Raw genomic sequence first — 15,774 nt, 5'->3', positions numbered from 1 at the left:
CGCAAGGGGCGCCGCGCCTTTTTTCTTGCCCGCTGTTTGCCGCTCACTCCAGGCGGATCCTGGCATCGCGGATCAGCGCGGCCCAGTCCGTCTGCTCCTTGAGCAGGTACCGGGCCGCGTCCTGCATGCTGCCGCCCAGGGCCGTGCTGCCCTCGGCCTGCAGTTGCTGCTGCACGGCGGGCTGCTGCAGGGCCGCGTTCACGGCGGTATTCATCTTCTGCACGACGGCGGCCGGCGTGCCCTTGGGCGCGACGATCAGCTTCCAGTCCACGGCCTCGAAGCCTGCATAGCCCGACTCGGCCACGGTGGGCACCTCGGGCAGGATGGGCAGGCGCCTGGCCGAGGTCACGGCCAGGGCGCGCAGCTTGCCGCCCTTGAGCAGCGGATAGACGGCCTGGGGCGTGCCGAACATGTAGTGCGTCTGCTTGCCCAGCAGGTCGGTCACGGCCGGCGCTGCGCCCTTGTAGGGCACGTTGAGCACCTGGATGCCGGCCTTGAAGGCCAGCATCTCGCCGGCCAGGTGGCCCACCGTGCCCGTCGATGCCAGTCCCTGACGGATGCCGCCCGGGTCGGCCTTGGCGGCCTTGACCAGGTCCTGCACCGATTTCCATGGCGAGTCCTGCGGCACGACCAGCACCGTGGGCTGGGCGGCGACCAGGGCCACGGGGATCAGGTCGGTGCGGGGGTTGAAGGGCATGCTGGGCAGCAGGGCGGGGTTGATGGCGAGGTTGGCGGTCTGGCCCATGCCGAAGGTATAGCCATCCGGCGCGGACTTGGCCACCGCATCCAGCCCGATGTTGCCGCCCGCGCCGGGCTGGTTGTCCACCACCACGGTCCATTGGTTCAGCGTGCCCACGCGCTCGCCGATCTGGCGCGCGACCGCGTCCGTGCCGCCGCCCGGCGTGTAGGGCACGACCATGCGCACGGCGCGCGAGGGCCAGTTGCCGGGCTGGGCCTGGGCCGCCAGCGGGAGCAGGGCGGCAGCCAATGCGGGCAGGGCGCACAGCAGCAACTGGCGGCGCGGGGCGGAACAAGGGCGGGCCTGTGTCTGTGTCCGGTTTTGGGCGGCCGGGTTGCGTTGGATGGCGGGCATGGTGTTGTCTCCGGGAATTTTTGGGAAAAGGCCTCCCCGCCGGGCGCGCGGCAAGCGTCGTCCGGTGTGGGGTGGATGGGGTGCAAGGTTGCAGGGGCGCCGCGCGTCGGGTGGACGGCGGCGGCTTCAGTGGCTCAGCCTGGCATCAATGGGAGGCCTTGGCGTGGCTGTCGGTGGTCTCGCCCCGGGCCAGGGCCAGGGCCTGCTCGCTGCTGTAGCCCAGTGCGGTGAGGATCTCCAGGCTGTGCTCGCCCAGGCGCGGGGGCGACAGGCGCACATCCAGGCGCTTGCCGTCCAGCGTGAAGGGCAGCAGCACGGTCTTGGTCTCGCGGCCATCGGGCAGGGTGATGGGGGCCAGCGCGCCCGTGGCGTTCAGGTGAGGGTCTTGCAGCAGGTCCTGCGGGCGTGCGATGGGGGCGAAGGGCAGGCCGTTCTTCTCGAAGACCTCGGCAATGTGAGCGGCGCTGTGCGGGGCCATCTTCTCGCGCAGCAGCGGCATCAGCCAGCTGCGCGCCAGCACGCGGTCGTTGTTGCTGCCAAGGCGCGGATCGTCGCGCAGCTCGCCCAGGCCGAAGGCATCGCAGAACAGGCGCCAGGCGCCGTCGCTGACCACGGCCAGGAAGATCTGCTCGCCGCCCTGGACCTCGAACACGTCGTAGATGGCCCAGGCCGAGATGCGTGCCGGCATGGGCGCGGCCGGCTTGCCGGTGACGGCGAACTGCATCATGTGCTGGGCGACCAGGAAGATGTTGTTCTCGAACAGTGCGCTTTGCACTTCCTGGCCGCGCCCGGTCTTCTCGCGCTGGGCCAGGGCAGCCATCGCGCCCATGGCGCCGAACATGCCGCCCATGATGTCGTTGACGCTGGCACCGGCGCGCAGCGGGTCGCCGGGGCGGCCCGTCATGTAGGCCAGGCCGCCCATCATCTGCACCACCTCGTCCAGCGCCGTGCGGTGCTCGTAGGGGCCTGGCAGAAAGCCCTTGTGGCTCACGTAGATGAGGCGCTCGAAGCGGTCCTTGAGGCTGTCGTAGTCCAGCCCCAGCTTGCGCATGGTGCCGGGCTTGAAGTTCTCGCAGACCACGTCGGCCGTGGCGATCAGGCGCAGCGCGGCCTGCTTGCCTTCCTCGGTCTGCAGGTCCAGCGTCACGCTCTTCTTGTTGCGGTTGAACAGCGGGAAAAAGCCCGAGCCTGAACCCAGCAGCTTGCGCGTGGCATCGCCGTCGCGGCCGTGGCCCACGGGCTCGACCTTGATGACTTCGGCGCCCAGGTCGGCCAGCATCATGCCGCAGGACGGGCCCATGACCATGTGGGTGAACTCGACCACGCGGATGCCTGCGTAGGGCAGTGGCGTGGCCTGGCCTGCGGCCGTGTCGGGGGTAGTGGGTTGGCTCATGGAAAAACGGTGAATGAATGTGTGGGTTGTCGCTGCGGCTCAGGCCGGAGCGTAGATGCGGGGCGCAAAGCCCTTGGGCAGTCCGGCCAGCGGCGTCATGCCGTGCAGCTCCTCGCCGGGCAGGCCTGCGGCCAGCGGCTGGCGGGCGGCGATCAGGCGATCGATGTCCACGCCGGTGCGGATGCCCATGGCCTCGAACATGAAGACCAGGTCTTCGGTGACCACGTTGCCCGAGGCGCCCGGCGCGTACGGGCAGCCACCCAGGCCGGCCAGCGAGGCATCGAAGGTGCGCGCGCCAGCCTCGTAGGCGGCCAGGCAGTTGGCCAGGCCCAGGCCGCGCGTATTGTGCATGTGGGCCGCGCCTGCCTGTTCGCCCAGCTCGGCCCGCAGCCGTGTGAACAGGCGCCGTACCTGGGCCGGGTTGGCCATGCCCGTGGTGTCGGACAGGCCCGATTCATCGGCGCCCGCCGCCACGCAGGCCAGGGCCAGTGCAATCACTTCGTCCTCGGGCACCAGGCCCTGCAGCGTGCAGCCGAAGGCCGTGGAGATGCCCGCCTCGATCAGGGCATGCGGCGCGATCTCGTCGCGCAGCGCGGCAATGGCCCGCACCTCGTCCACCATCTGCATGGGGGTCTTGCGCACATTGGCCATGGAGTGCGCGGGGCTGGCCGATACGGGCAGGGTGACCTTGTGGACGCCGGCGCGCAGCGCAGCCTCGGCGCCGCGCAGATTGGGGACCAGGGCCATCACGGTGACGCCGGGCAGCGTGATGGCGTGGGCGACCACCTCGGCCGCGTCGGCCATCTGGGGCAGCAGCTTGGGCGAGACGAAGGAGCCGACCTCGATCTCCTGCAGGCCCGCATGGGCCAGGGTGTCGATCCACGCCAGCTTGTGCGCTGTGGACATGGTGGAGGCCACGGACTGCAGGCCATCGCGCGGGCCGACTTCGCTGATGAGTACGTCAAAACGGTGGGAGGACATGGGCAGGGACATCCGGTGGTGGGTGGCGATGACCGCAGGATTCGCCTGTTGACATCGGTTGCTTGAGTCGTTCTAATAGATAGAACTTGATTCTCTCTATTGAAATATTCCCTGCTGCACGCGCCATCGTCAAGCCTGCGTGCCTGGGGTTTTCCCTTGGGTGCCTTCGATATGCCTCGCAAATCAGTGACGGAATCGGTAGCCGATGAGAACGCCGCGCCGGGCGGCGTGGCTGCGGTGGACCGGGCCTTGAGCCTGCTGGCCGCCTTTCGCGACGGAGATGACGGGCTGACGCTGGCCCAGCTGTCGGAACGCACGCGCCTGTACAAGAGCACCGTGCTGCGGCTGCTGGCTTCGCTGGAGCATGGCGGCTGGGTGCTGCGCATGGATGACGGCCGCTACGCCGTGGGCCCGGCCGTGGCGCGGCTGAACACCGTCTATGCCCGGCATTTCTCGCTGGACAGCGTGGTCATGCCCGTGCTGCGCACCCTGGTGCAGGCCACGGGCGAGAGTGCGGCCTACCACGTGCGCCAGGGGCAGGACCGGCTGTGCCTGTACCGCGTGGATTCGCCCCACCCCGTGCGCGACCATGCGCGCACCGGCGATCTGCTGCCGCTGGGGCAGGGCGCGGGCGGGCGGGTGCTGTCCGCGTTCGATGCCGAGCTGTACGCCGCATCGCGCGGCGGCAGCCGCACGCAGCTGGCCCGCGTGCGCGCCGATGGCTACTGCGCCATGGTGGGAGACAGGCACCGGGAGATCGCCGGGATTTCTGCCCCGGTCTTCAAGCGCGATGGAGAGTTGGCAGCGGCACTGACACTGACCATGCCAGCCCACCGCTACGAGGAGCGCCACGCCCGCCATGTGCTGGCGGCGGCGCGGGAGCTGGGGCTCTTGCTGCCCTGAGCCAGGCGTGCGCGGTGCGCGGACTCATCCCAGCGCCGTGTCCAGCACCATCATCAGCACAAAGCCCAGCATGAGGCCGCCCGTGGCAAAGGCCTCGTGGCCCTTGCGGTGCGACTCGGGAATGATCTCGTGGCTGATCACGAAGAGCATGGCGCCTGCCGCAAAGCCCAGGCCCCAGGGAAGCAGCGCGGCCGAGCCGCTGACGATGACTGCGCCCAGCACGGCGCCCAGCGGCTCCACCAGGCCCGATGCCATGCCCAGCGCCACGGCAAAGCTGCGCTTGTAGCCCGCAGCCAGCAGGGCCACGGCGACCACCAGGCCCTCGGGCACATCCTGGATGGCAATGCCTGTGGCCAGCGCATTGGCGCGCAGTCCGTCGTTGCCCGCATAGCCCACGCCGATGGCCAGGCCTTCGGGCAGGTTGTGCAGGGCAATGGCAAAGACGAACAGCCAGGTGCGCTGCAGCTTGCGCGCACCTTGCGGGTCCAGGCCTTCGCGGCCCTTGATGAAGTGTTCGTGCGGCAGCAGCCGGTCCATGAGCATGAGCGCCGCGCCGCCCAGCAGGATTGCCGTGCCGATGACAGCGCCTGCCGCCCAGCCCCCGCCCCCAAACAGGCCCTGCGTACGCACCGCTTCCAGCCCCGGCAGGATCAGCGAGAAGGCGCAGGCCGCCAGCATGACGCCGGCGCCAAAGCCGAACAAGGTGTCCTGCGTGCGCTCGGACAGGCGCTGGGACAGCATCACGGGCACGGTGCCCAGGGCTGTCGCCAGCGCGGCTGCCGAGCCGCCGGCCAGGGCCTGGAAGACCACCGGATGGTTCTGGGCATAGGCCCAGAACTGGCTGGTGAGCGCCCAGGCGCCGGCCATCATGATGGCCAGGCCGATCCACAGGCGGATGTTGGACCGTACGCTGGTCTTGGAGCGGAAGCGTTGTGGCAGATCCATGCTGGTCGGGAATGGGTTGGGGCGTTGGCGGGCAGGCTTGGCCGATCAGCCGCGGGCTGCGGCGTAGCGGCGGGCCACTTCGGCCCAGCTGACTACGTTGTAGAACGCCGCGATGTATTCGGGGCGGCGATTCTGGTACTTGAGGTAGTAGGCGTGTTCCCACACGTCCAGGCCCAGGATGGGGGTGGCTCCGGAGCCGATGCCGGCCATCAGCGGACTGTCCTGGTTGCCGCTGCTTTCCACGGCCAGCTTGCCGTCCTTGCCCACCACGAGCCACGCCCAGCCGCTGCCAAAGCGCGTGAGCGCGGCCTGGGTGAAGGCGGCCTTGAAGGCATCTAAGCCCCCCAGCTCCCTGTCGATGGCCTGGGCCAGCTCGCCCGAGGGGGCGCCTCCGCCACCCTGGTCTGCCGGGGCCATCACGGTCCAGAACAGGCTGTGGTTGGCATGGCCGCCGCCGTTGTTGCGCACGGCGCCGCGCACGCCTTCGGGCAGCAGGGACAGGTCGGCGATCAGCTGCTCCACGGGCTGGCTGCCGTGCGGCGTGTCCTTGAGTGCGGCATTCAGGTTGTTCACATAGGCCTGATGGTGCTTGGTGTAGTGGATCTCCATGGTCTGCGCATCGATATGGGGCTCCAGCGCGTCGTAGGCGTAGTTCAGGGGAGGCAGGGTGTAGTTACTCATGTGGTTTCTTTCAGGGACTACGGGGGAAATCGGTGCGTCGAAGGCGTGTGGGGGGGGCGAGACCTGCAGTCAGTGCGCCAGCCGCGAGGGCAGGGCCGTTGCCGCGATGTCGAAGACCCGGGACGAGGCCTGCAGTGCCGCATCGATGGGGGCTGGAACGGGAGAGGGCAGGCTGAGGTCAGGGGTTGCTTGCATCTCTGCTGGCTCCGAGGGTTTCAGAGATTCCTTGATATTGATCTGAGAATTGTATTATTCATGAGAATCATTCTCATTCAAAACAAAAATGACCTCAGTCAAGCCGATGTGTATTTCCTTGCGCGTGCAGGCAGGACCCGCAGTCGTGGGTTCCGGGCGAAAAAAAGCCCCGCAGGCGGCAATGCCTGCGGGGCCGGTCGGGTGGCGGTGGCCGCTTAGACCTGGTCGGCCGACAGGCCTGCAGTCTGGCTGAAGCCGCCGTCCACGTAGGTGATCTCAGCCGTCACGCCCGAGGCCAGGTCGGACAGCAGGAAGGCGGCCACATTGCCCACATCCTCGATGGTCACGTTGCGGCGCAGCGGCGATGCATCGGCCACGCGGCCCAGCAGCTTGCCGAAGTCCTTGATACCCGATGCGGCCAGCGTCTTGATGGGACCGGCCGAGATGCCGTTGGCGCGGATGGCGCGGCCGTCTGCCGTGCGGCCCACGGCCTCGGCCAGGTAGCGCACCGAGGCTTCCAGCGATGCCTTGGCCAGGCCCATGGTGTTGTAGTTGGGGATGGAGCGCAGCGCGCCCAGGTACGACAGCGTCAGCAGCGAGGACTTGTCGTTGAGGTAAGGCAGGGCCGCCTTGGCCATCGCGGGGAAGCTGTAGGCGCTGATGTCGTGCGCGATCTTGAAGCCCTCGCGCGACAGGCCTTCCAGGAAGTTGCCGGCGATGGCCTCGCGCGGCGCGAAGCCGATGCTGTGCACGAAGCCGTCGAACTTGCCCCAGGTGGCGCCCAGGTCGGCGAACAGCTTGTCGATCTGGGCGTCGTCGGCCACGTCGCAGTCAAAGATCAGCTTGGAGTCGAATTCGGCGGCGAACTCAGTGATGCGGTCCTTGAAGCGCTCGCCCACATAGCTGAACGCCAGCTCCGCGCCCTGTGCGTGGCAGGCCTTGGCGATGCCGTAGGCGATGGAGCGGTTGGACAGAACGCCCGTGATCAGCAGTTTTTTACCGGCGAGAAAGCCCATTGTTGTTCTCCAGAGGAAGTGAGTGGAAGTGCGCAGCAGCTGGCGGCGAAGGCGGGGCCCCGCGTCAGCGTTTGCCAGCGGGCGGCTGGCTGCGTGGTGCAGAATTGTCGCATGCGCCATTGGATGATTTCTTCGCTGCTGCTGGCCTCGGCGTGTGTGCCGGCGTGGGGCTCGCATGCCTATGCCCTGTGGGGAGAGCCCCGCTATGCCGAGGGCTTCAGCCATTTCGACTATGTCAACGCCAAGGCCCCCAAGGGCGGCGAGCTGCGCCTGGTGAGCAACCTGCGCATCTCCACCTTTGACAAGTACAACCCGTTCACCATCAAGGGATCGTCTCCGGCCTATCTGGCCGAACTGATGTTCGACACCCTGCTGTGGCCCTCGCTGGACGAGACCGCCACGGGCTACGGACTGCTGGCAGAGGATGTGCAGGCTGCCCCCGACGGCCTGTCGGCCACGTTCCGGCTGCGGCCGCAAGCGCGCTTTCACAACGGCAAGCCCGTGCTGGCTGCCGATGTCAAGTTCAGCTATGACACGCTGATGGGGCCGCACGCATTGCCTGGCTACCGATCGCTGTTCTTCGATGTGGCGGGGGTCGACGTGCTGGATGAACGCACGGTGCGCTTTCGCTTCAAGCAGCCGAACCGGGAACTGCCGCTGGTTGTGGGCGCCATTCCCGTCTTCAGCCGCGACTGGGGCATGGAAAACGGCAAGCCCAAGCCCTTCGACCAGGTGGTGACGGATACGCCCATCGGCAGTGGGCCCTACAGGATAGGACCTGTGCGCTTCGGCAAGGACATCACCTATGTGCGCGACCCGGACTACTGGGGGCGCGATCTGCCTGCGCGCGTGGGCACGGCCAATTTCGATCGCATCTCCGTCAAGATCTACCGCGACAACACGGCGAAGCTGGAAGCGCTGAAGGCCGGCGAGTTCGACCTGATGCGTTTTTACAGCGCCGGCGACTGGGCGCGGCGCCTGTACGGCAAGCGCTTCGACCGGGGCGAGCTGGTCAAGGGCGAATTCAGCAACAAGCTGCCCTCGGGGTTCCAGAGCTATGTGCTCAACACCCGGCGCCCTTTGCTGCAGGACGTGCGCGTTCGCCGTGCGCTGGACCTGGCCCTGGACTACGAATGGATGAACCGGCAGATGTTCTACGGCTCCTACCAGCGCGTGCGCGGGCTGTTCGGCAACACGGCCTGCGAGACCCATGGCGAGCCCTCGCCAGAGGAGCTGGCGCTCATGGAGCCCCTGCGCAAGAGCATTCCGCCGGAGGCCTTCGGCCCCATGGCCGAGCCGCCGCGCACCGATGGCAACAACTCGCTGCGTGCCAACCTGCGCCAGGCGCGGCAATTGCTGGCCGATGCCGGCTGGACCATTCAGGATGGTGTGCTGCGCAATGCGCGGGGCCAGGCCATGGAGCTGGAGTACCTGGACAGCAGCGAGTCGGGCATACGCCAGGTCTCGCCCTGGATACGCAATCTGGAAAAGCTGGGCATACGGCTGCGCTTTCGTTCGGCGGACTTCGCGCTGTACCAGCAGCGCGTGGAGAAGTTCGACTACGACATCATCTCCATTGCCTACCAGGGCACGAACAACCCGGGCCAGGAATTCGCCGACCTGTTCGGCAGTCGGGCGGCGGACACGGACGGCTCGGGCAATTTTCCCGGAGTCAAGAATCCCGCCGTCGATGCCTTGATCCGGCGCATGACCGAGGCCAAGACCGAGGCGCAGCTGTTGCCCGCGTGCCACGCACTGGAGCGTGTCATCGCGCATGGACACTACCTGATTCCGCAGTGGAGCGCGGGAACGCACCGCATGGTCTACGACTCCTGGCGGCTGGTGCGGCCCGCCGTGGTTCCCGCCTACGCCAAGGGCGAGAGCTGGGCCATGGATACCTGGTGGGCCCGCATGCCGGTGCTGACCGCGCCGCCTCCATGAGCGGGCGCTGCCGCCGCATCGTTGCGATCCGTTGCATGATGGGCACGCTCCCGGGCCGGGGTGCCCCCCGGCAATCGACATAATGCAGGACTTCTTATGTGGGCCTACATACTCAAACGCTTGCTGCTGATGGTGCCGACCCTGCTGGGCGTGCTGCTGCTGACCTTCGTGGTCGTGCAGTTCGTGCCCGGTGGCCCGGTGGAGCAGTACCTTGCCGAAGCCAAGGCCAGCGTGGGCCGTGGCGGCGAAGGCGGTGGCCTGGCCTACCGTGGCAACCAGGGGGTGGACCCCCAGCGCATAGAGCAGATCAAGGCCCTCTACGGGTTTGACAAGCCGGCCCATGAGCGCTTCTTCCAGATGCTCGGGCAGTTCGCGCGGTTCGATCTGGGGCGCAGTTTCTTTCAGAACAAGGATGTCTGGCAGCTGATCAAGGAGAAGCTGCCGGTCTCGGCCAGCCTGGGCCTGTGGACCTTTTTCATCAGCTACCTCGTGGCCGTGCCCCTGGGCATTGCCAAGGCCGTGCGTGCCGGCTCGCGTTTCGACTTCTTCACCACGCTGCTGATCCTGGTGGGCTATGCGATTCCGGGCTTTGTGCTGGGCGTGGCGCTGCTGGTGATCTTCGGCGGGCAGCTGCAATGGTTTCCGCTGCGCGGGCTGACCTCGGCCAACTGGGATGAGCTGTCCTGGGGCGCGCGCATCGTGGACTATCTATGGCATATCGCGCTGCCGGTCACGGCCATGGTGGCGGGCAGCTTCGCCATCACCGCCATGCTCACCAAGAATGCCTTTCTGGAAGAGATCCGCAAGCAATATGTGCTGACAGCCCGCGCCAAGGGCCTGTCGGAGCGGCAGGTGCTTTATCGGCATGTGCTGCGCAATGCGCTGATTCCCATCGTCACCGGCTTTCCGGCCGCCTTCATCGGTGCCTTCTTCACGGGCTCGCTGCTGATAGAAACGCTGTTCTCGCTGGACGGCCTGGGCCTGCTCAGCTATGACAGCGTGATACGGCGCGACTATCCCGTGGTGCTGGGCACGCTGTACCTGTTCACGCTGATCGGCCTGGTGACCAAGCTGGTCAGCGATCTTTGTTATGTGTGGGTGGATCCGCGTGTACGGTTTGACTAGGTACCTTCCGAGCCGCTTCGCGGCTTGCCCGGTATGCACGGCGCCCTGTATCGCGGAGGGCGGACGGGCGGCGCGTGGCGCCGGGCTTCGTTTCCTGGAGCGACATGGACACTGAAATGCAATCCGTTGTGGTTTCTGGAACGGGGCTGCCAGGGGCTGGGGCGGCTGCACCGCTGGCGGCGGCGGCGGTTTCGCCGGCGCGGCGGGCCTGGCTGCGGTTCAGGCGCAATCGGCTGGGATATTGGAGCCTGGTCGCTTTTTGCGTGATGGTGGTGCTGAGCCTGGGCGCCGAGCTGATCAGCAACGACCGGCCCCTGGTGGTGCGCTACGAAGGCCAGACCTACTGGCCGCTGTGGAACGATTATTCCGAGAAGACCTTCGGCGGCGACTTCGAGACGGCGGCCGACTATCTGGATCCCTACATCCGGGATCGCCTGAGCCAGGGTGGCAACTGGGCGCTGTACACGCTCAATCCCTACGGACCGCAGGCGCTCAACTACTTTGCGAGCTTGCCCAATCCGGCGCCGCCCTCGCGCGAGAACCTGCTGGGCACGGACGATCGCGGGCGCGATCTGCTGGCGCAACTGATCTACGGCTTTCGCGTGAGCGTGCTGTTTGCGCTGGCGCTGACGGCCTCCGGCGTTGTGCTGGGCGTGGTGACGGGGGCCATCCAGGGCTTTTTCGGCGGCAGGACCGATCTGGCGTTTCAGCGCTTCATCGAGATCTGGGGCTCCATGCCCGAGCTGTATCTGCTGATCATCTTCAGCGCGGTGCTGGCGCCCAGCGTCTCGCTGCTGCTGGTGCTGCTGTCGCTGTTCGGCTGGATGGGGCTGTCGGACTATGTGCGGGCCGAATTCCTGCGCAACCGCCAGCTCGACTACGTGAAGTCGGCGCGTGCGCTGGGCGTGGGCAATGGCGCGCTGATCTGGCGCCATCTGCTGCCCAACAGCATGACGCCCGTGGTCACCTTTTTGCCGTTTCGCATGAGTGCAGCCATCCTGGCGCTGACTTCGCTTGATTTCCTGGGCCTGGGCGTTCCGCCCGATACGCCCAGCCTGGGCGAGTTGCTGAGCCAGGGCAAGAACAGCATCGATGCCTGGTGGATCTCGCTGTCCACCTTTGCGGTGCTGGTGGTGACGCTGCTGCTGCTGACCTTCATGGGCGATGCGCTGCGCGATGCGCTGGACCCGCGCAAGGCCGCTGCCACCGATGCAGCCCCGGCCGTTGATGCGAAGGACGCCGCATGAACGCAGAGCAGCCGGCAATGGACATGCCTTCCGCCCCCGGTCGCGGCCGGACGCTGCTGTCTGTGCGCAACCTGCGCGTGCGCTTTGGCAGCAAGGACGTGGTGCACGGCGTGAGCTTCGATCTGGCGGCCGGTGAGAAGCTGGCGCTGGTGGGTGAGTCCGGTTCGGGCAAGACCATCACGGCGCTGTCCCTGCTGCGGCTGGCCGGTGACGCCCAGCTGGGCGGGCAGGCGCTTTTCGACGGCCGCGACCTCCTGCGCCTGCCCGAGCGCGAGATGCGGGCCGTGCGCGGCGGCGACGTGGCCATGATCTTCCAGGAGCCCATGACGGCGCTCAATCCGCTGATGACCGTGGGCGAACAGGTGGGCGAGGTGCTGCGCCTCAAGCAGGGGCTGACGCGGGCGCAGTCCCTGGCCCAGGCGGCCGAACTGCTGGCGACCACGGGCATTGCCGAGCCCGTGCGCCGTGCCCGCGCCTTTCCGCATCAGCTCAGCGGCGGCCAGCGTCAGCGCGCCATGATCGCCATGGCACTGGCCAGCAGCCCGCGCCTGCTGCTGGCCGATGAGCCGACCACGGCGCTCGACGTCACGCTGCGCGGACAGATCCTGCAATTGCTCGATGACCTGCAACGCCAGACCGGCATGGCCGTGCTGATGATCACCCACGACCTGCACCTGGTGCGGCGCTTTGCCGATCGCGTGGCGGTGATGGAGCGCGGGCAGCTGGTGGAGCAGGGCGAGGTGCCGGCGGTCATGGCAGCTCCGCGCCATGCCTACACGCGCAAGCTGCTGGCCAGTGTGCCGCGCCGCGATCTGGTCGAGGCGCAGGCCGGTATACCGGGGGCGGCTCCCGAGCCGCTGGTCCATGCGCAGGGCCTCAAGGTCAGCTACCCGGTGCCGTTGACGGGCGTGCGCGGCTGGTTTGGCCAGGGGCGTTTTGTTGCCGTGCAGTCCGCCGACCTGGACCTGATGCCCGGGCGCACCGTGGGTGTGGTCGGGGAGTCGGGCTCGGGCAAGTCCACGCTGGCCCAGGCCGTGCTGGGACTGCTGCCGCATGAAGGCCAGCTGCGCATCGCTGGCCAGGCCTGGAGGCAGCCGGCCACGCGCAACTCGCCGGCCAATCTTGCGCTGCGGCGCAAGGTGCAAGTGGTGTTCCAGGACCCGTATTCATCGCTGTCGCCACGGCTGACGCTGGAGCAGATCGTTGGCGAGGGCCTGCGCGTGCACGCCCCGGCGCTCACGGGGCGGCAGCGCCGTGACCGTGTCGTGGACATGCTGTCTGCCGTCGGGCTGACGGATGAGCAGTTCCCCGGTCTGCTCGATCGCTATCCGCATGAGTTCTCCGGGGGCCAGCGCCAGCGTATCGCCATTGCGCGTGCCCTGGTGCTGGAGCCTGAAGTGCTGGTGCTTGACGAGCCCACCAGTGCGCTGGATGTGACCATTCAGCAGCAGGTGCTGGGCCTGCTGCAGCGGCTGCAGCGGGAACGTGGCCTGGCCTATCTGCTCATCACGCACGATGTGGACGTGATCCGCGCCATGGCCCATGACGTGGTGGTGATGAAGGATGGTGCCATCGTCGAATCCGGCCCCGTGGCCCAGGTGCTGGGCGCGCCGCGTGAGGCCTATACGCAGCGGCTGGTGGAGGCTGCTGGCTTTTCGGGTGACGGCATGCCCGAAGGGTTCTGAGTTCGCCGGCCTGCCGCCGGGCCGCTACCAGCTGCCTGTGGGATTGACCCCGTCCTGAAGAATCCACTGCACCTTGTCCACGGGCACGCCCAGCAGCCGGGCCTGGGCCAGCAGGCGCGCTGCCACGCCATCGGGCAGTTCAGGGGTGCGCGAAAGAATCCAGAAATAGCGCAGGTCCGAGCCGACCACCATGGCCCAGCGGTAGTCGGCATCCAGGGCCACCACGTTGTAGCCGCCGTAGAACGGTCCGAAGAACGAGACCTTGAGCGCCGCAACGCCGGGGCCATGCACCGTGCGGGCCTTGCCTTCAGCGGACTTCCAGCGCCGGCGGCCTGCGTCGTAGCCCCGGTTCAGCACATGCACGCTTCCATCGGGAAGCGGCGTGTATTCGGCCTGGGTGCGCTCCAGGCCTTTTTCGAAGCGGTGGTCTATGCGGGCCACTTCGTACCAGCGGCCCATGTAGCGCTGGATGTCCCAGCCGCGTACGGGCTCCACTGTGGCAGGAATGGGCGGGTTGCGCAGGCCCTTCCAAAGCAAGGCGGCTGCAGCGGCCCCGACGGCAAGCCCAGCCAGGCCTGCCGCGGGCCGAACCCAGGCAGGGCGGGGTGTGGACGGGGTGGTGACTTCTGTGCGTGGTTGGCGGGGTGACATCGTGCGGAACTCCGTGTTCAGGCAGAGCGCATGCCAGGGGCATCATGTGCGCTTGGCAGCGTGCTCCTACTTTAGGACAGAACGCCGGGCCGCGGTGTAGGCCGGCGCTGCCGGAACTGCGGCTGTGCGGGCTGCGCAACGCAGGAACTTTCCCTATGCCGGAGCAGGCCATGTGTTTTTTTATGCGCGGGCCTGCAGGTCTATGGCCTAATTGCGCGTTCTCATTTTTTTGAAGAAGGAAATGCCATGGGCAACAAGATCGTTACCGAAGCCGACCGCAAGTTCACTCCCCAGCCTCCCCTGCCCAACGGCGTCACCCTGCCGACGCCCGGCCGTGGCCAGCGCGTGAGCCGCGCCCGTGGCGCCCACACCCATACCAAGAAGAACCCCGGCAAGCGTCACCGCTGAGCACGGCGGGCCGCATGCATGACTGCTGCGGCCGCGTTCTGAAAGCAAGAGCCCTCGAAAGAGGGCTTTTGCTTTTGGGGCGAATGCGCTCAGTGCTGCAGTGCCTGGAGCTTGCGGCGCAGCATCTGCACTTCCTCGATCAGGTCCGCGGTCAGCGCGGCCAGTTGAGGGTCGGCATCGAAGCTGTGCTCCAGATGGGCTATGCGGCGCGCACGCACCAGCATGTGGCTGCTGAAGCGCCACTGTGCCTGCGCGTCGGCCGCGTCGCCGGCCGGCTCGTTCTCGCAGTACAGCACCCCGGTCTGCACGCGCTCCACCACCCAGGCGGTGTTGCGCTGGCAGTGGCGGGCGAGATCCTGCAGGTCCAGAGCGCCTTCGCCCAGCAGTTCTGCGGGCTCGTAGAAGGGATACAGCGGCGTGCTCATCGCGTGGCTCCTTGGCCCGTGCCGTGCTGGCGGGCATCGAACGAGGGGAAGGCCTGGGCCAGTGCCTCATAGGCCTTTCGCTGGGCGTCGGTCTGCGGCTCCGGCAGGCTGATGCCCAGCACCAGATACAGATCGCCCGGCGTGGCGGCGGGCAAGCCCTTGCCCTTGATCCGCAGCTTGCGGCCGGCGCGGCTGCCGGCAGGGATGCCGACATCGAATTCGCCGGCAATCGTGGCGAGACGGACCGTGCCGCCCAGCGCGGCTTCCCAGGGCGCGAGCGCGATGGGTTGATAGACATCCTTGCCCTCGGCCCACCAGCGCGGGTCGTGGCGCAGGTGCACTTCCAGCAGCAGATCGCCTGCCGGACCGTTGCCCAGGCCCGGGCCCCCCTGGCCGGCCAGACGGATCATCTGGCCTTCGCGCACCCCCTTGGGAATGCTGACCTGCAATTCCTTGTCCCGCGCCACCGGCCGCCCGTCCTCATCCAGCACCGTGCTGCGCAGGTGCAGGCTGCGCTGGGCGCCGTGGTAGCTGTCCAGCAGGTCCAGCTCGATGCTGGCGTGCTGGTCCTGCCCGCGCAGGTCGGGTGGAGGTCGGTGCTGCCCGCCGCCCGCATGGCGCGCGCGGGCGCCCTGGCCGAACATCTGCGAGAAGAATTCGCTGAAATCCGCATCGCCGTCCGGCATTGCGCCATCGCCGCTGCGAAAGTGGAAGTCCTGACCTTCCCAGTCCGGTGGCGGCTGGAATCCGCCGGCGCCTGCGCTGCGGCGGGGCGCATCGGCCAGCGCGTCGTAGGCGGCACGCTTTTCGGGATCGGACAGCACGGCGTTGGCTTCATTGATCTCGGCCATGCGTTGCGAGGCATCCGCTTCCTTGCTGATGTCCGGGTGGTACTTGCGCGCCAGCTTGCGGTAGGCCTTCTTGATCTCGTCAGCACTGGCCTGCCGGTCCACGGCCAGGATGCGGTAGTAGTCCTTGTATTCCATGAATTTCCGTCCTCCAGCCCTTGCGGGCGATGTTCTGGACAAGCCAGAAGCCAGCATAGCCCGGTCATGGCAGGGTCTCAACCGATGGGCCTTTTCCTG

At 67.5% G+C, this 15,774-nt stretch carries 16 protein-coding genes; 6 read left to right on the top strand and 10 right to left on the bottom strand.

What is annotated here, in order from left to right; all coding sequences use genetic code 11:
• Nucleotides 1–43: 43 nt before the first annotated feature.
• The 3 genes from AAN986_RS17730 to AAN986_RS17720 all read right to left on the bottom strand — a co-directional run bounded on the left by AAN986_RS17730 (nucleotide 44) and on the right by AAN986_RS17720 (nucleotide 3,479).
• Nucleotides 44–1,093 carry a tripartite tricarboxylate transporter substrate binding protein gene (locus tag AAN986_RS17730; RefSeq protein ID WP_349335426.1) on the bottom strand — a complete coding sequence of 350 codons (1,050 nt, stop codon included), beginning with the start codon at nucleotides 1,091–1,093 and terminating at the stop codon, nucleotides 44–46.
• 145 nt (nucleotides 1,094–1,238) lie between these two features.
• Nucleotides 1,239–2,486, bottom strand: a complete 1,248-nt coding sequence (locus AAN986_RS17725; RefSeq protein WP_047217223.1) for a CaiB/BaiF CoA-transferase family protein — start codon at nucleotides 2,484–2,486, stop codon at nucleotides 1,239–1,241.
• 39 nt (nucleotides 2,487–2,525) lie between these two features.
• Nucleotides 2,526–3,479, bottom strand: coding sequence for a hydroxymethylglutaryl-CoA lyase (locus AAN986_RS17720; protein WP_047217224.1), 954 nt, complete (start codon nucleotides 3,477–3,479; stop codon nucleotides 2,526–2,528).
• Between the two features lie 159 nt (nucleotides 3,480–3,638).
• On the opposite strand from AAN986_RS17720, the gene AAN986_RS17715 reads away from it, so the two are divergent.
• Nucleotides 3,639–4,370, top strand: a complete 732-nt coding sequence (locus tag AAN986_RS17715) for an IclR family transcriptional regulator (RefSeq protein WP_012204816.1) — start codon at nucleotides 3,639–3,641, stop codon at nucleotides 4,368–4,370.
• A gap of 24 nt (nucleotides 4,371–4,394) precedes the next feature.
• On the opposite strand, the gene AAN986_RS17710 is transcribed toward AAN986_RS17715, so the two are convergent.
• From AAN986_RS17710 to fabI, 4 genes are all read right to left on the bottom strand, one after another.
• Nucleotides 4,395–5,315 (bottom strand): ZIP family metal transporter, encoded by a 921-nt coding sequence (locus AAN986_RS17710; protein WP_016448900.1) that lies wholly within the window; start codon nucleotides 5,313–5,315, stop codon nucleotides 4,395–4,397.
• Between the two features lie 45 nt (nucleotides 5,316–5,360).
• Nucleotides 5,361–5,996 carry a superoxide dismutase gene (locus tag AAN986_RS17705; RefSeq protein WP_047217225.1) on the bottom strand — a complete coding sequence of 212 codons (636 nt, stop codon included), beginning with the start codon at nucleotides 5,994–5,996 and terminating at the stop codon, nucleotides 5,361–5,363.
• Between the two features lie 69 nt (nucleotides 5,997–6,065).
• Nucleotides 6,066–6,191, bottom strand: a complete 126-nt coding sequence (locus AAN986_RS17700) for a hypothetical protein (protein ID WP_016448898.1) — start codon at nucleotides 6,189–6,191, stop codon at nucleotides 6,066–6,068.
• 215 nt (nucleotides 6,192–6,406) lie between these two features.
• Complete coding sequence (gene fabI, locus AAN986_RS17695; protein ID WP_016448897.1) at nucleotides 6,407–7,207, bottom strand: enoyl-ACP reductase FabI; 801 nt, start codon at nucleotides 7,205–7,207, stop codon at nucleotides 6,407–6,409.
• Between the two features lie 111 nt (nucleotides 7,208–7,318).
• Here fabI and AAN986_RS17690 point away from each other — a divergent pair, with 111 nt between their 5' ends.
• The 4 genes from AAN986_RS17690 (at nucleotide 7,319) to AAN986_RS17675 (ending at nucleotide 13,205) form a co-directional block, all read left to right on the top strand.
• Nucleotides 7,319–9,148 (top strand): extracellular solute-binding protein, encoded by a 1,830-nt coding sequence (locus AAN986_RS17690; RefSeq protein ID WP_047217226.1) that lies wholly within the window; start codon nucleotides 7,319–7,321, stop codon nucleotides 9,146–9,148.
• 96 nt (nucleotides 9,149–9,244) lie between these two features.
• Complete coding sequence (locus AAN986_RS17685; RefSeq protein WP_016448895.1) at nucleotides 9,245–10,273, top strand: ABC transporter permease subunit; 1,029 nt, start codon at nucleotides 9,245–9,247, stop codon at nucleotides 10,271–10,273.
• A gap of 116 nt (nucleotides 10,274–10,389) precedes the next feature.
• Complete coding sequence (locus AAN986_RS17680; protein WP_235434632.1) at nucleotides 10,390–11,520, top strand: ABC transporter permease; 1,131 nt, start codon at nucleotides 10,390–10,392, stop codon at nucleotides 11,518–11,520.
• Nucleotides 11,517–13,205, top strand: a complete 1,689-nt coding sequence (locus AAN986_RS17675; RefSeq protein ID WP_047217227.1) for a dipeptide ABC transporter ATP-binding protein — start codon at nucleotides 11,517–11,519, stop codon at nucleotides 13,203–13,205. Before AAN986_RS17680 ends, AAN986_RS17675 begins: the two co-directional genes overlap by 4 nt.
• Nucleotides 13,206–13,229: 24 nt before the next feature.
• On the opposite strand, the gene AAN986_RS17670 is transcribed toward AAN986_RS17675, so the two are convergent.
• Nucleotides 13,230–13,856, bottom strand: a complete 627-nt coding sequence (locus tag AAN986_RS17670) for a lipocalin family protein (RefSeq protein ID WP_016448892.1) — start codon at nucleotides 13,854–13,856, stop codon at nucleotides 13,230–13,232.
• Between the two features lie 246 nt (nucleotides 13,857–14,102).
• Between AAN986_RS17670 and AAN986_RS17665 the strand changes: the two genes are divergently transcribed.
• Nucleotides 14,103–14,264 carry a hypothetical protein gene (locus tag AAN986_RS17665; protein ID WP_012204826.1) on the top strand — a complete coding sequence of 54 codons (162 nt, stop codon included), beginning with the start codon at nucleotides 14,103–14,105 and terminating at the stop codon, nucleotides 14,262–14,264.
• A gap of 89 nt (nucleotides 14,265–14,353) precedes the next feature.
• Here the strand turns inward: AAN986_RS17665 and AAN986_RS17660 are convergent, their stop codons facing one another.
• Both AAN986_RS17660 and AAN986_RS17655 read right to left on the bottom strand, forming a co-directional pair.
• A complete protein-coding gene (locus tag AAN986_RS17660) occupies nucleotides 14,354–14,689 on the bottom strand; it encodes a MerR family transcriptional regulator (RefSeq protein ID WP_047217228.1) in 336 nt (111 codons plus the stop codon).
• Nucleotides 14,686–15,675, bottom strand: coding sequence for a J domain-containing protein (locus AAN986_RS17655; protein ID WP_047217229.1), 990 nt, complete (start codon nucleotides 15,673–15,675; stop codon nucleotides 14,686–14,688). Before AAN986_RS17655 ends, AAN986_RS17660 begins: the two co-directional genes overlap by 4 nt.
• Between the last annotated feature and the right edge of the window lie 99 nt (nucleotides 15,676–15,774).

The organism is Delftia sp. DS1230, assembly GCF_040112715.1.
In the GTDB taxonomy this organism is placed as follows: domain Bacteria; phylum Pseudomonadota; class Gammaproteobacteria; order Burkholderiales; family Burkholderiaceae_C; genus Comamonas; species Comamonas tsuruhatensis.
Note: the sequence above shows the minus strand (reverse complement) of the source record. Positions and strands in the feature narration are given on the sequence as shown.

Excerpts from the sequence above, each read along its gene's own strand:
- AAN986_RS17730 (WP_349335426.1), bottom strand. The coding sequence starts at position 1,093 with ATGCCCGCCATCCAACGCAACCCGGCCGCCCAAAACCGGACACAGACA.
- AAN986_RS17725 (WP_047217223.1), bottom strand. The coding sequence starts at position 2,486 with ATGAGCCAACCCACTACCCCCGACACGGCCGCAGGCCAGGCCACGCCA.
- AAN986_RS17720 (WP_047217224.1), bottom strand. The coding sequence starts at position 3,479 with ATGTCCCTGCCCATGTCCTCCCACCGTTTTGACGTACTCATCAGCGAA.
- AAN986_RS17715 (WP_012204816.1), top strand. The coding sequence starts at position 3,639 with ATGCCTCGCAAATCAGTGACGGAATCGGTAGCCGATGAGAACGCCGCG.
- AAN986_RS17710 (WP_016448900.1), bottom strand. The coding sequence starts at position 5,315 with ATGGATCTGCCACAACGCTTCCGCTCCAAGACCAGCGTACGGTCCAAC.
- AAN986_RS17705 (WP_047217225.1), bottom strand. The coding sequence starts at position 5,996 with ATGAGTAACTACACCCTGCCTCCCCTGAACTACGCCTACGACGCGCTG.
- AAN986_RS17700 (WP_016448898.1), bottom strand. The coding sequence starts at position 6,191 with ATGCAAGCAACCCCTGACCTCAGCCTGCCCTCTCCCGTTCCAGCCCCC.
- fabI (WP_016448897.1), bottom strand. The coding sequence starts at position 7,207 with ATGGGCTTTCTCGCCGGTAAAAAACTGCTGATCACGGGCGTTCTGTCC.
- AAN986_RS17690 (WP_047217226.1), top strand. The coding sequence starts at position 7,319 with ATGCGCCATTGGATGATTTCTTCGCTGCTGCTGGCCTCGGCGTGTGTG.
- AAN986_RS17685 (WP_016448895.1), top strand. The coding sequence starts at position 9,245 with ATGTGGGCCTACATACTCAAACGCTTGCTGCTGATGGTGCCGACCCTG.
- AAN986_RS17680 (WP_235434632.1), top strand. The coding sequence starts at position 10,390 with ATGCAATCCGTTGTGGTTTCTGGAACGGGGCTGCCAGGGGCTGGGGCG.
- AAN986_RS17675 (WP_047217227.1), top strand. The coding sequence starts at position 11,517 with ATGAACGCAGAGCAGCCGGCAATGGACATGCCTTCCGCCCCCGGTCGC.
- AAN986_RS17670 (WP_016448892.1), bottom strand. The coding sequence starts at position 13,856 with ATGTCACCCCGCCAACCACGCACAGAAGTCACCACCCCGTCCACACCC.
- AAN986_RS17665 (WP_012204826.1), top strand. The coding sequence starts at position 14,103 with ATGGGCAACAAGATCGTTACCGAAGCCGACCGCAAGTTCACTCCCCAG.
- AAN986_RS17660 (WP_047217228.1), bottom strand. The coding sequence starts at position 14,689 with ATGAGCACGCCGCTGTATCCCTTCTACGAGCCCGCAGAACTGCTGGGC.
- AAN986_RS17655 (WP_047217229.1), bottom strand. The coding sequence starts at position 15,675 with ATGGAATACAAGGACTACTACCGCATCCTGGCCGTGGACCGGCAGGCC.